The sequence below is a fragment of the Ensifer adhaerens genome, from assembly GCF_028993555.1.
GTDB classification, from domain to species: domain Bacteria; phylum Pseudomonadota; class Alphaproteobacteria; order Rhizobiales; family Rhizobiaceae; genus Ensifer; species Ensifer adhaerens_I.
This window is the reverse complement of the sequence record NZ_CP118610.1, coordinates 1,496,800-1,510,401: the sequence shown is the minus strand read 5'-3', so window position 1 is coordinate 1,510,401 and position 13,602 is coordinate 1,496,800. Positions and strand designations below refer to the sequence as shown.

Below are 13,602 nucleotides of genomic sequence, written 5' to 3'. Positions count from 1 at the left end.
AGCGATCCCACTTGATCACCGCTGCCGGGAAGATTTATCAAAATGCGGCCGCTTGCCAGGAGCTGTCCGGGAAACAGACTGTTCTCGCCCGTTGAACAATAAACAATCACTGTTAAATGATTGACTCATATAAATAGGAATTACCGATGAGCACAAAAATCGTCACTGCCGCGATGGTCGCCATCGGCGACGAACTTCTGTCGGGTCGCACCAAGGACAAGAACATCGGCCATCTCGCCGACATGATGACCATGGTTGGCATTGATCTTCGCGAAGTGCGGATCGTCGCCGATGACGAAGCCGCCATTGTCGAAGCGATCAACGCCGTACGCGGCCGCTACGATTACGTCTTTACGTCAGGCGGCATCGGCCCGACCCACGACGACATCACCGCCGATGCGATATCGCGCGCCTTCGGCGTCGAGTGCGTCTACGAGCCCGAGGCGATGGCCCTGCTCGGCGCAATGTACGAACGCCGCGGCATGGAGTTCACCGACGCGCGCAAGCGCATGGCGCGCATGCCGCTCGGCGCACGCCATATTCCGAACCCCGTTTCGACGGCTCCGGGCTTTGCGATCGGCAATGTCCATGTCATGGCCGGTGTGCCTCAAGTGTTTCAGGCCATGCTCGACGCCTTGCTGCCCGGCCTTCAGGTCGGTTCGCCGCTCCTCTCCCGGACCGTGCGCTCGCCATTCGGCGAAGGCGATATCGGCAGCCCTCTGACGGAGGTGCAGAAGAACCATCCGGAGACGAGCATCGGCTCCTATCCCAAGTTCGACGGCAAGCACTTCTCGACCGATATTGTCGTGCGCGCCCGCGATCCGGAGGCGTTGGCTGCGGCCGAAGCCGACGTGCAGGCAATGATCCAGGCAATCACCGAAGCACGTGCAAAAGGCTGACAGACCTGCATAAGGCCTTAAACCAGCATCGATCTACGGACAAAATCATGCGGCTGATTTAGGTGTTGCAGCGACCTTGGCGTATCTTCGAGGGCGCGCGCCGCTGTAGAGCCTTGCGCTTTGACCGCCATTGCCGTTATTGCATGTCTGCAAATCAGGATGACGCGTTCCCGCCTGCCCGATCTGCCGGACGCTTCGCCTTACCCACGTACAGACAAGCCGGAGCCCACAGATGTCGCTGCCCGATAAAGCCTTTCCCGTCTCCTGGGACCAGTTCCACCGTGACGCGCGCGCCCTTGCGTGGCGCCTTGCCGACAATGGCCAGGAATGGCGCGCCATGGTTTGCATCACCCGCGGCGGCCTGGTCCCTGCGGCGATCATCTGCCGCGAGCTCAATATCCGCATGATCGAGACCGTCTGCATCGCGTCTTACCATGACTATGACACGCAGGGGCAGATGAAGGTGCTGAAGGGCATCGCGCCCGAAATCGCCGAGAACGGCGGCGAAGGCGTGCTGATCGTCGACGACTTGACCGACACCGGCAAGACGGCCGCGGAAGTTCGCGCCATGCTGCCGAAGGCGCATTTCGCCGCCGTATACGCCAAGCCGAAGGGCCGGCCGATGGTCGACACCTTCGTTACCGAAGTCAGCCAGGACACCTGGATCTACTTCCCCTGGGACATGGGCTTCACCTATCAGGAGCCGATCGCCAAGGGCACGCGCGGCTAAGAGTCCGCATTCATCCCAACGCGCCTCGAGCGGTCCCTTCGATGAAGGCCAGCTGCTTGAGGCGCTGCATTCTTGACATCATGCCAGTGGCGGTATCGCACCGATCAGTGTCTCTGCGGTCAGCCCTCGCCCGGCCCGGCTACCAGCTTCGCCGTGGCGCCAGACGGCGGCCGCCGCTGCCTCGAAGGCCGGCAACCCTTGGGCGAGATGTGCGCCGGTGATGCCCGCGAGAACGTCTCCCGAACCGGCCGTTGCCAGCCATGGCGGCGCATTGTTGTTGACCACGGCTCGACCGTCCGGTGCAGCGATCACCGTATCCGCTCCCTTGTAGACGATGACGGCATGGCTCATGCGAGCCGCCTTTTGCGCCTTCTCTATCTTGGAGAGCGCATCATCACCGGCAATTTCAGGAAAGAGGCGGGCGAACTCGCCCTCGTGCGGTGTCATGACCATCCGGCCGCCGCCTCTTGCGAGCGCGGCGAAGAGTTCTTCGCGGTTCGCCTGAAACGACGTGATCCCGTCGGCGTCGAGCACCAGCGATCGATCGCACACGGCAAGCGCAAAGTCCCTCGTCTTCTTGCCGACGCCGAAACCTGGCCCGAGGACGAAGCTGCCCAAGCGGCGATCCTGCAACCATTTCGTCAGGTCTCGCTTACCTTCCACTTCCCGCACCATCACGGCGGTCAAGTGCGACGCATTGATGCCGAGAGCAGCCTTTCCCGTGGCCAGCGTGACCAATCCGGCGCCGGCCGCGAGACCGGCCGTGGCGGCCAAACGCGCGGCACCTGTCGCTTGCCGGTCCCCGGAGAAGACGACGAGGTGACCGCGCCTGAACTTGTGCGTGGAAGGCGCGAGATCTCCACCCCAGCCGGACCAGACTGCCGGCGAATTCAGACGCAGCGGGCCAGATTGGGCCCGCACGATGCGCGGCGGAATTCCAATATCGAAGACTGCGAGCGTTCCGCAAAGGGATCGACCGGGCAAGAGCCAGTGGCCCGGCTTCGGCGCCATGAAGGTTACGGTATGGTGGGCTGCGAAGGCGGCCCCACGGATTTCACCCGTCCTTCCATCGACGCCGCTCGGCAGATCGACCGCGATGACCCGCAGCCCGCTCGCGTTGATCCGTTCAATCACTTGAACGACGTCACCCGAGAGATCGCGCGAGAGCCCTGCCCCGAACAGCGCATCTATGATGACATCGCCGGCCCGGGGTTCGAATGCCGTGAGGGATGCCACCGGTTCGTTCCATTCCGACTGCGCGCGTGCGGCGTCGCTTTGAAGTGCCGCGGGATTGCCGAGTGCAAAAACTGCGACATTCGCCCCACTTTCCGCGAGACCGCAGGCCGCCACGTAGCCGTCGCCGCCATTGTTGCCCGGCCCGCAGAGCACGACGAAACGGATGGCATCCGGGAAGCGTCGCAAGGCTGCCGCGGTCACCGCCAGGCCGGCGTTGCGCATCAGCGTGAAACTTTCGATGCCGGATTTGGCGGCGGCCTGATCGATCGCCGTCATTTCCGAGGGCGTGATCAACAAGTGCTGAAGTTCGGAGCGCATGTCGCAGACTTATCCATGCTCGACCGCATGACGCAAGACCCCACACCCAACAAGCCATTTGCCCTAGAATTGTGCATTTGCACATATTTGTTGCTCAAATAACGTGCTTCACCCCATCGAGGACTAAAAGCACCGACCGACGCCGGGCAAGTTTCGATCGAAAATCATAAAAATTAGGCAGATCCCGGCCGCGAAATGGCATGAAAACCCGGTGATCCGTGTCTTGGCAGCAGATTTTTTGTCGTTCTGACAGATTTTCGCAGAAAAACTGGCATGCAACGTGCATATTCAAGGCGAGCGGGCATGATCCTGCTTTAAAGGGAGAAGCGGAGAGACATTTTCTCATGAAAAAGATCGAAGCGATCATTAAGCCCTTCAAGCTCGACGAAGTGAAGGAAGCCCTTCAGGAAGTCGGCCTGCAGGGTATTACCGTCACGGAAGCCAAGGGCTTCGGGCGGCAGAAGGGCCACACGGAGTTGTATCGCGGCGCCGAATATGTGGTGGACTTCCTGCCGAAGGTTAAGGTCGAAGTGGTGCTGGCGGACGAAAACGCGGAGGCCGTCATCGAGGCGATCCGCAATGCAGCGCAAACCGGCCGCATTGGTGACGGAAAGATTTTCGTTTCCAATGTGGAAGAAGTCATCCGAATTCGCACGGGCGAAACCGGTCTCGACGCCATCTGATTTCACGGGCCGTCCGGCCCGGTTCTTTTCAAACCTCGTCATCTCACACAGGGAATAACGGCAAATGACGACTGCAAGCGATATTCTGAAGCAAATCAAGGACAACGACGTCAAGTTCGTCGACCTGCGCTTTACCGATCCCAAGGGCAAGCTGCAGCACGTAACGATGGATGTGGTCTGCGTCGACGAAGACATGTTCGCTGACGGCGTCATGTTCGACGGCTCCTCGATTGGCGGCTGGAAGGCCATCAACGAGTCCGACATGGTGCTGATGCCCGACCCGGAAACAGCGCATATGGACCCGTTCTTCGCGCAGTCGACGATGGTCATCATCTGCGACATTCTCGATCCGGTTTCGGGCGAATCCTACAACCGCGACCCGCGCGGCACGGCCAAGAAGGCCGAAGCCTACCTCAAGGCATCGGGCATCGGCGACACCGTCTTCGTCGGCCCGGAAGCCGAGTTCTTCGTCTTCGACGACGTCAAGTACAAGGCCGATCCGTACAACACCGGCTTCAAGCTCGATTCCTCGGAACTGCCGTCGAACGACGATACCGACTATGAGACCGGCAACCTCGGCCACCGTCCGCGCGTCAAGGGCGGCTACTTCCCGGTTCCGCCGATCGACAGCTGCCAGGACATGCGCTCGGAAATGCTGACGGTCCTGTCCGAAATGGGCGTGACCGTTGAAAAGCACCACCACGAAGTGGCTGCTGCCCAGCACGAGCTCGGCGTCAAGTTCGACGCGCTGGTTCGCAACGCCGACAAGATGCAGATCTACAAGTACGTCGTGCACCAGGTCGCCAATGCCTACGGCAAGACGGCAACCTTCATGCCGAAGCCGATCTTCGGCGACAACGGCTCGGGCATGCACGTGCATCTGTCGATCTGGAAGGACGGCAAGCCGACGTTTGCTGGCGACGAGTATGCCGGCCTGTCGGAAACCTGCCTCTACTTCATCGGCGGCATCATCAAGCATGCCAAGTCGCTGAATGCCTTCACCAACCCGTCGACGAACTCCTACAAGCGTCTCGTCCCGGGCTACGAAGCACCGGTTCTGCTCGCCTATTCGGCACGTAACCGCTCGGCATCCTGCCGCATTCCGTTCGGCACCAACCCGAAGGCCAAGCGCGTCGAAGTCCGCTTCCCGGATCCGACTGCCAACCCCTACCTCGCCTTTGCAGCCATGCTGATGGCCGGCCTCGACGGCATCAAGAACAAGCTGCACCCGGGCAAGGCCATGGACAAGGACCTCTACGACCTGCCGCCGAAGGAACTGAAGAAGATCCCGACGGTTTGCGGCTCGCTGCGCGAAGCGCTCGAAAGCCTCGACAAGGATCGCAAGTACCTGACCGCCGGCGGCGTATTCGACGACGACCAGATCGACTCCTTCATCGAACTGAAGATGCAGGAAGTGATGCGCTTCGAAATGACCCCGCATCCGGTCGAGTACGACATGTACTACTCGGTCTAAGACCGTGCTCTCCGGCAGCAACATCGCTTCCGGCTATGCACCCCATGAAGAAGGCCGGCGCCTCGATCGAGGTCGCCGGCTTTTCTTTTTCGTCAGATGCGCCCCTTTGTGGGGAGCGGCACGCTTTGCCGAATTGTGTGATATTATTGGGGCGGCAACTTTTGCGCGTCTGTCCAGACACCGAGCGCAATTGTTCAACGCCGGGCGGAAGGAGATCCCTATTGATGTTTTGGGTTCGCCAACCCAGATAATCTCCTGAAAGGATGTGTTGCGTCATGAAACAAAGAAACGCCAAATTCGAGATCGGACAGGTGGTTCGCCATCGGATTTTTCCGTTCCGCGGCGTCATTTTCGACGTCGATCCGGAATACGCCAACACCGAAGAATGGTGGAACGCCATTCCGCAGGAGATCCGCCCGAGCAAGGATCAACCCTTCTACCATCTGTTCGCCGAAAACGACGACAGCGAGTATGTCGCCTACGTTTCCGAGCAGAACCTGGAATTCGACGACAGCGACCGGCCGATGCGCCACGCGCAAGTCGATGCCCTGTTCGACAAGGATGGCGTCGGCCATTACAGGCCCAAGGCGGCTTTCCGCCACTAGGGCTTCTCGCCTCCGGCAAAATAAAAACGCCCGGACATCAAGTCCGGGCGTTTCTTTTTGGAAATAGCGAGAGATCGCTTAGTTCTGCTTGGCAGCCTTCTGGGCTTCCTCAAGCTTCTTGCGGGCGTCCTCTGCCTTCTTCTGCATTTCTTCCTGCAGCAGACGCTGACGCTCTTCGAGCTGCGACTGCTCGATCGGCTCGCCGTCGAACACGCCGGTGAAGCCCGTCAGAGCCATCTTGATCGGGTTCGGCGCGCGCTGGAAGTTGACCGACGTGAAGACGACTTCATTGCCCTTCTTCAGGCTGGCGATCAGCTGGTCGGAGAGCGGCGCTTCAGCGACGCACTTGTCCGGCATGCAGATTGCGTAGTCGAGCTTTACCGGCTTGCCGCCGTCGATCTGCATCTGGACACCCGTCGGGATCAGGCGCGCGGACGGTACGGAAACCTGCAGAACCTTTCGGTTGACCTTGCCGCTTACGGTGATGAGGCCGACAGCGGTGACGAGCTGACCGTTGTTGGCGGTCAGCAGGTTCTGAACGATGCAGACGTCATTGTCTTCCTGCTTGGTGCAGATCTTGAACCAGCCCTGCGGCGGCTTGCCACCTGCCTGCTGGGCGGATGCAACACCCGGTACGCCCGCAGCAGCTACAGAGAGCGCCAGCGCTGCCATACCCGAGCGTTTGGTAAAATTCGACTTGAAGATCATTGTGATTCCGTCTCCTGAAATCCGGTAACGGAACAGTTCGTTCCGCAGGTGAGTATCGTCAGCCGCCGTTGTCCTGTTGGCCAAATAAGGCAAATGCATGACCCCGTTTCCGGAAACACCTGTTACATTGGCTCGCTTCGATTATCCAGTGTTTCCTGTCATTTTTTGACTTGCTACTGGGCGGAATTTGGGCGGCTGATCGGTTGGATTCATCGGTCACCATTGGTAACGTTCAGGGAATCGGCCTGTTGGTACCCCTTTACGGGAGGTGACTTTGCGTGCATTTATTTCCGGTCTGGCCCTGCTCATGACCGTCACATCGTTCGGGAACGGTGCGGTAGCCGCACCCGTGCATGCCATTGCCATGCATGGCGAACCGGCGCTGCCGGCCGATTTCAAGAACTTCCCCTACGTCAATCCGAACGTGAAGAAGGGCGGGAAGATCTCCTACGGCGTAGTCGGCACCTTCGACAGCCTCAATCCGTTCATTCTGAAGAGCATGCGCACGACGGCGCGCGGCATGTGGGACCCGGAATACGGCAACCTCGTCTACGAATCGCTGATGCAGCGCTCGCGCGACGAAGCCTTCACCATGTACGGCCTGCTCGCCGAATCGGTTGAATGGGATGACGACCGGACCTTCATCCAGTTCAACCTCAACCCCAACGCCCGCTGGGCCGACGGGCAGCCGGTCACCGCTGAAGACGTGATCTTCAGCTTCGAACTGATGCGCGACAAGGGACGCGTGCCCTTCAGCAACCGCCTGGCCAAGGTGGCGAAGATGGAGAAGGTGGGCGACCGCAGCGTACGTTTCACGTTTACCGAAGAAGCCGACCGCGAACTTCCGCTGTTGCTCGGCCTCTCGCCGGTCCTGCCGAAACACGCCATTGACGTTGCAACCTTCGACCAGACGAGCTTGAAGCCGCCGCTCGGCTCCGGCCCCTATCGGGTTGCTGAAGTGAAACCGGGCGAGCGCATCGTCTACAAAAGAAACCCCGATTACTGGGCGAAGGACCTGCCGTCGAAGGTCGGCCAGGACAATTACGACGAAATCTCCGTCGAATACTTCCTTCAGGAAAACTCGCTGTTCGAAGCGTTCAAGAAAGGCGAGATCGACATCTATCCCGAAGGCAGTGCCACCAAGTGGGCGCGCGGATACGATTTCCCGGCTGTCCGCTCCGGCGACGTCGTCAAGGAGACCTTCAAGCCGAAAACGCCGTCCGGCATGCTCGGTATCGTGTTCAATACCCGCAAGCCGATGTTCGACAACCTCAAGCTCCGGCAGGGTCTGGCACTCGTGTTCGACTTCGAGTGGGTCAACAAGAACCTCTTCGATGGTGCCTATACGCGCACCCAGAGCTACTGGCAGAATTCGACGCTGAGCTTCCTCGGCGCACCGGCTGACGACCGTGAACTCGGCCTCATCGGCGATGCACGCGATCGCATCAACCCGGCAATCCTCGACGGCACCTATCGGCTGCCGGTGACGGACGCTTCTGGGCGTGATCGCAACGTGCTGCGTGTCGCCGTCTCGCTGATGCGCGAGGCGGGTTTCCAGATCAAGGACGGCAAGATGGTCGACGCCAAGGGCGCGCCGCTTGCCTTCGAAATCATGAGCCAGAACGCGGGCCAGGAAAAGATCGCGCTTGCCTATCAGCGCTTCCTCGCGCCGCTGGGCATTCAGGTGACAGTGCGCACCGTCGACGATTCGCAGTATCAGCAGCGTAGCCAGTCCTTCGACTACGACGTGATCATCAAGTCGTTCCCATCGACGTTGTCACCCGGCATCGAGCAGGCTGGGCGCTGGTCCTCCCAGTCCAGGGATCGACAGGGCAGCGACAACTTTGCCGGCGTAGCCGACAAGGATGTCGACCGCATGATCAACAACATTCTCCAGGCCCGCACGACTGAGGATTTCACGGCTGCCGTGCGCGCCCACGACCGGCTGCTGGTCAACAATTCCTATCTGGTTCCGCTCTATCACCTGGACGCACAGTGGGTGGCGCGACGCAAGCACATCGGCCGTCCCGACGTGTTGCCGCTCTATGGCTACCAACTTCCGGCCTGGTGGGACCAAAACGCCCAATAGAGGGTTGGTTCCCTTTTGGTAACGCATTGAAAGCCGGATGAAACCGGCTTATCTCGCCGACATACCAAACAAGGAAAGGCACCCGCACCATGCAAACCGTCAGCATCGATATCGTCTCGGACGTCGTCTGCCCCTGGTGCTATCTCGGCAAGGCAAGGCTGGATCAGGCGATCGCCAACGTCCCGGACGTGCTCGTCACAGTCAATTGGCGGCCCTATCAGCTCAATCCCGACCTGCCGCCGGAAGGCGTCGACCACAAGCAGCACCTGGCGGAAAAGCTCGGCGGCCAGGCGGCAGTCGATCGCGCGCATGACATGCTGCGCGAACTTGGAAACGCCGATGGCATCTCCTTCGATTTCGATGCCGTGAAGATCAGCCCGAACACGCTCGACGCCCACCGGCTCGTCCGCTGGGCTGCGACCAACGGCGAGGCAGCGCAGTCGGCCGTCGTCGGCATGCTGTTCAAGGCGAATTTCGAAGAAGGCCGCAACGTCGGCGATCACGCCGTGCTCCTGGATATCGCCGAGAAGGCCGGGCTTGACCGCCCCGTCATCGCGGCGCTCTTGACCTCCGATGCCGACAAGGACGCAGTCAAGGAAGAGGTCGGCATGGCCAGCGAGATGGGCGTGACCGGTGTTCCCTGCTTCATTCTCGACGGACAATATGCAGTGATGGGGGCCCAATCCGTCGACGTGCTTACGAATGCGCTGCGCGAAATCGCGCAGATGAAGGCGAGCGGCAAGCCGAACTGATCGCGCAACGGCGAACCGGAACCGTTCTCACACAAAAGAGGCTCATGCCGCGCTGCCGCATCAACCCGGCAGCGCGGCACTTTGTTATTTCGCCAGACCCGCGAGCTGCGTCATGACCATGGCAGCGCCTGAAAGACGCTTCTCCGGCGTCGCCAGTTCCCGTTGGAGGAAGACGCTGTGGTCCGGCCGGATCTTCGCCAGCGTACCCTGCTTGGCGATGTAGCCGACGAGTGCTGCCGGATTCGGAAACTCCTTGTTGCGGAACTGCACGACGACGCCCTTCGGCCCGGCGTCGAGCTTTTCGACATTGGCCGTGCGGCACAACGACTTGATGTAGACGATCTTCAGCAGGTGCTGGACCTCGATCGGCAGTGGCCCGAAGCGGTCGATCATCTCGGCGCCGAAGCCGTCGATTTCCTTGAGATCCGTCAGTTCGCCAAGGCGGCGATAGAGCCCAAGCCTCAGGTGCAAGTCCGGCACGTAGTGTTCGGGGATCATGACCGGCGTTCCGACCGAAATCTGCGGTGACCAGCCGGTATCGTGGATTTCTTCCTCACCCTTGAGTTCGGCGACTGCTTCCTCGAGCATCTGCTGGTAAAGCTCGAAACCGACCTCCTTGATGTGGCCGGACTGTTCCTCGCCGAGCAGATTGCCGGCACCGCGGATATCGAGATCGTGGCTCGCCAGCTGGAAGCCGGCACCGAGCGTGTCGAGCGACTGCAGCACCTTCAACCGGCGCTCCGCCATGCCCGTCAGCGTCTTGTTGACCGGCAGCGTGAACAGCGCGAAGGCGCGTACCTTCGAGCGGCCGACTCGGCCTCGAAGCTGGTAAAGCTGGGCGAGACCGAACATGTCGGCGCGATGGACGATCAGTGTGTTTGCCGTCGGCACATCGAGACCGGATTCGACGATCGTCGTCGACAGAAGCACATCGTAACGCCCGTCGTAGAAGGCGTTCATGATGTCCTCGAGCTCGGTTGCCGGCATCTGGCCGTGGGCAACGGCTACCTTCAGCTCCGGAACGTCGGACTTCAGGAAATCATGGATCTCCGAGAGATCGCTCAAGCGCGGGCAGACATAGAAGCTCTGGCCGCCGCGATAATGTTCGCGCATCAGCGTTTCGCGGATGACCAGCGCGTCGAAGGGCGAAATGAAGGTGCGCACCGCCATGCGGTCGACTGGCGGCGTGGTGATCAGCGACAGTTCGCGCACGCCCGTCAGTGCCAGCTGCAGCGTGCGCGGGATCGGCGTTGCCGAAAGCGTCAGCACGTGCACGTCCGACTTCAGCTCCTTCAGCCGCTCCTTGTGCTTGACGCCAAAGTGCTGCTCTTCGTCGATGATCAGGAGGCCGAGATTGGCGAAATTAACCGAAGTGCCAAGTAGCGCATGGGTGCCGACGACGACGTCGGTCTTGCCGTCGGCCACTTCCTTCTTGGTGAGCGCCAGCTCCTTCGAGCCGACGAGGCGGGACGCCTGCTGGATGCGGATCGGCAGGCCACGGAAGCGCTCGGAGAACGTCTTGAAATGCTGGCGCGCGAGCAGCGTCGTCGGCACGACGACGGCGACCTGGACGCCGTTCATGGCGGCGATGAAGGCGGCGCGCAGTGCAACCTCCGTCTTGCCGAAACCGACATCGCCGCAGACGAGGCGGTCCATCGGACGGCCGCTGCCGAGATCGTCGCGCACGGCCTCGATCGAGTTCAGCTGATCCTCGGTCTCGTCATAGGGGAAGCGCGCGGCGAATTCGTCGTACACGCCATCCTGAGCAACAAGAACCGGCGCGTGGCGGGTATGACGCTCGGCGGCGATGCGGATGAGGCCACCCGCCATGTCGAGAAGCCGCTTCTTAAGCTTCGCCTTGCGCGCCTGCCAGGCAACCCCGCCAAGCTTGTCGAGGATCGCATCGGTGCCTTCCGCCCCATAGCGCGACAGAAGCTCGATGTTTTCGACCGGCAGGAAGAGCTTGGCATTGTCGGCATAGACGAGCTCGAGGCAATCATGCGGTGCGCCAACGGCCTCGATCGTGCGCAGGCCGACGAAGCGCCCGATACCGTGTTCGGCGTGCACGACGTAACTGCCCTCGTCGAGGCCAGCGACTTCGGCGATGAAGTCTGCCCCGCGCTTCCGTCGCTTCGAGCGGCGCACCATGCGGTCGCCCAGGATATCCTGTTCGCCGATGACAACGAGATCGCCGGTCTCGAAACCAGCCTCGATGCTGAGGACGGTCGATCCCGCCTCGCCCGGTTTCAGGCTCTTGACCTCGGCCAGTGCCTTGATCGGCTTGATGTTGCCAAGTCCGTGCTCGGCAAGCACCTGCAACAGGCGGTCCAGCGACCCTTCGCTCCAGCCCGAGACAATCACCTTGGCGCCCTTCGAGCGGCGCTCGGCAATGTACTTGACCGCCTGGTCGAAGACGTTGACGCGCTCGCTGTCCGTCTCCCCTTCACCCGACGACTTTGCCCAGCGCATGCCCTGGCGCGCGTCCACCGATATCACCTGCCGAGCTTCGCCTTCGTGCTCGTTGAACGGCGACAGGCGAATGGCGTCGCGCGAGGTGAGCGCGGCGTTGAAGCCCTGCGAATTCAGATAGAGCAGTTCAGGCGGAACCGGCTTATAGGGCGTGCCTTGGGTCGTCTGCGACTTGCCGGGAGAGGCCGATGCCAGACGGGCATCGTAATAGTCGAGAATGAGCTTCGAGCGCTCGGCCGCGGCTTCGCGTGCCAGATGATCGGTGACGATGCGGAAACCGTCGAGATAGTCGAAGACGGTCTCCAGCCCGTCATAGAAGAGCGGCAGCCAATGCTCCATGCCGGCGTAGCGCCGCCCTTCGGACACGGCCTGATAGAGCGCGTCGTCGCGGGTCGTCGCGCCGAAGAGCGAAAGATACTGCTTGCGGAAATGGCTGATCGTCTCCGGCGTCAGCGACACCTCGCTCATCGGGTTGAGATCGAGAGAGCGGACCTGGCCGGTCGTGCGCTGGCTGGCGGGATCGAAGGAGCGGATGGTCTCGAGCGTATCGCCGAAGAAGTCGAGGCGCAGGGGCTCGCCACTGCCCGGCACGAAGACATCGAGGATGCCGCCGCGCACCGCATATTCACCCACTTCGCGCACGGTCGCGACCCGCTCGAAACCGTTGCGCTCGAGCCGGGTGGCGATGTCATCCATGCGCACCTGATTGCCGGGTCGGGCAGAGAACGCCAAGCTCTCGATCACATCCTGCGGCGAGATCTTCTGAAGTGCCGCATTGACCGTCACCAGCACGATCGCCGCATGCGGTTTCTTCTTGTGCGCAATCAGCGCGCTGAGTGCTGCGAGACGCCGCGCGGATGTGTCGGCGCTTGGCGACACGCGGTCATAGGGAAGGCAGTCCCAACCCGGCAGCGTCAGCACCGGAATATCGGGCGCCACAAAGCCAAGCACCTGCTCCAGATCCGCGATCCGTTGACCGTCCGACAGAATGTAGGCGACCGGCTGGCCCGCACGCGCGAGTTCGGCGAGAACGAGCGCCTCGGCTCCGGCGGGAACCGGCCCGATCGTGATTTCTCGTTGTGCTTCGACAATCTTCTTCGGATCAAGGCCAACCAGCATCATCGGTCTATTTCATCCCTTCGGGGAGCTTGTCGAAGTCCGGACGATAGGCGGCAATACGCTCGAATATCGGCGTCTGATAGCGAGCGGGCACCGGCTGCTCGCCGGTTATCCACCTGACGAGGTCATTGTCCTCTTCGCGCATGATCGTCTCGAGTTCATCGAGCTCCACGTCGGAAAGGGCCGAAAGCTCGGCCTCGGCAAACTGCCCGAGGATCAGATCCATCTCGCGAATGCCGCGATGCCAGGCGCGGAACAGGATCCGCCGTCGCCGCGGATCGAGATCGGCGCTGGTGCGTGAGATGCCAGTCATGGAAATTCCTTCCTGCCGCCGCTACTGCGCCGCGCGTCTGCCAGGGCGCACGAAAGTCGCTGTAGCACTTTAGATTGCTGCATGTTTTTGTCCCTAACCCGGATTGGCCTTAGGGAGAATGGAAACATGCAGGAGAGCGCCGCGCATTCGGACGAACACGCGAAGGACGCTCCAGCGCTTTGATTCCAGAGCACCTTGTCGCCTCCA

At 61.1% G+C, this 13,602-nt stretch carries 11 protein-coding genes; 7 read left to right on the top strand and 4 right to left on the bottom strand.

The window, feature by feature from the left end:
- The first annotated feature begins 146 nt into the window (after window positions 1-146).
- Together PWG15_RS07355 and gpt are read left to right on the top strand one after the other, a co-directional pair.
- Window positions 147-899 (top strand): competence/damage-inducible protein A, encoded by a 753-nt coding sequence (locus tag PWG15_RS07355; RefSeq protein WP_275023756.1) that lies wholly within the window; start codon window positions 147-149, stop codon window positions 897-899.
- 232 nt (window positions 900-1,131) lie between these two features.
- Entirely contained in the window at window positions 1,132-1,629 is a 498-nt protein-coding gene (gene gpt / locus PWG15_RS07350; protein WP_057255950.1) for a xanthine phosphoribosyltransferase, read from the top strand.
- A 78-nt stretch (window positions 1,630-1,707) separates the two neighbouring features.
- On the opposite strand, the gene PWG15_RS07345 is transcribed toward gpt, so the two are convergent.
- Entirely contained in the window at window positions 1,708-3,183 is a 1,476-nt protein-coding gene (locus PWG15_RS07345; protein ID WP_275023755.1) for an NAD(P)H-hydrate dehydratase, read from the bottom strand.
- 344 nt (window positions 3,184-3,527) lie between these two features.
- Here PWG15_RS07345 and PWG15_RS07340 point away from each other — a divergent pair, with 344 nt between their 5' ends.
- The 3 genes from PWG15_RS07340 (at window position 3,528) to hspQ (ending at window position 5,945) form a co-directional block, all read left to right on the top strand.
- Complete coding sequence (locus PWG15_RS07340) at window positions 3,528-3,866, top strand: P-II family nitrogen regulator (RefSeq protein WP_003528058.1); 339 nt, start codon at window positions 3,528-3,530, stop codon at window positions 3,864-3,866.
- 64 nt (window positions 3,867-3,930) lie between these two features.
- On the top strand, window positions 3,931-5,340 hold the full coding sequence (gene glnA, locus PWG15_RS07335; protein WP_057255946.1) for a type I glutamate--ammonia ligase: 1,410 nt from the start codon (window positions 3,931-3,933) through the stop codon (window positions 5,338-5,340).
- 275 nt (window positions 5,341-5,615) lie between these two features.
- Window positions 5,616-5,945 carry a heat shock protein HspQ gene (hspQ, locus tag PWG15_RS07330; protein WP_057255944.1) on the top strand — a complete coding sequence of 110 codons (330 nt, stop codon included), beginning with the start codon at window positions 5,616-5,618 and terminating at the stop codon, window positions 5,943-5,945.
- Window positions 5,946-6,023: 78 nt separating this feature from the next.
- On the opposite strand, the gene PWG15_RS07325 is transcribed toward hspQ, so the two are convergent.
- On the bottom strand, window positions 6,024-6,653 hold the full coding sequence (locus tag PWG15_RS07325) for an invasion associated locus B family protein (protein WP_275023754.1): 630 nt from the start codon (window positions 6,651-6,653) through the stop codon (window positions 6,024-6,026).
- Window positions 6,654-6,960: 307 nt separating this feature from the next.
- On the opposite strand from PWG15_RS07325, the gene PWG15_RS07320 reads away from it, so the two are divergent.
- Window positions 6,961-8,742 (top strand): extracellular solute-binding protein, encoded by a 1,782-nt coding sequence (locus tag PWG15_RS07320; protein ID WP_275024376.1) that lies wholly within the window; start codon window positions 6,961-6,963, stop codon window positions 8,740-8,742.
- An 89-nt stretch (window positions 8,743-8,831) separates the two neighbouring features.
- Window positions 8,832-9,494, top strand: coding sequence for a DsbA family oxidoreductase (locus PWG15_RS07315; RefSeq protein WP_275023753.1), 663 nt, complete (start codon window positions 8,832-8,834; stop codon window positions 9,492-9,494).
- An 84-nt stretch (window positions 9,495-9,578) separates the two neighbouring features.
- Here PWG15_RS07315 and mfd read toward each other — a convergent pair whose 3' ends face one another.
- Together mfd and PWG15_RS07305 are read right to left on the bottom strand one after the other, a co-directional pair.
- A complete protein-coding gene (gene mfd / locus PWG15_RS07310) occupies window positions 9,579-13,082 on the bottom strand; it encodes a transcription-repair coupling factor (protein ID WP_275024375.1) in 3,504 nt (1,167 codons plus the stop codon).
- Between the two features lie 7 nt (window positions 13,083-13,089).
- Window positions 13,090-13,395, bottom strand: coding sequence for an FAD assembly factor SdhE (locus tag PWG15_RS07305; protein ID WP_275023752.1), 306 nt, complete (start codon window positions 13,393-13,395; stop codon window positions 13,090-13,092).
- Window positions 13,396-13,602: the final 207 nt, after the last annotated feature.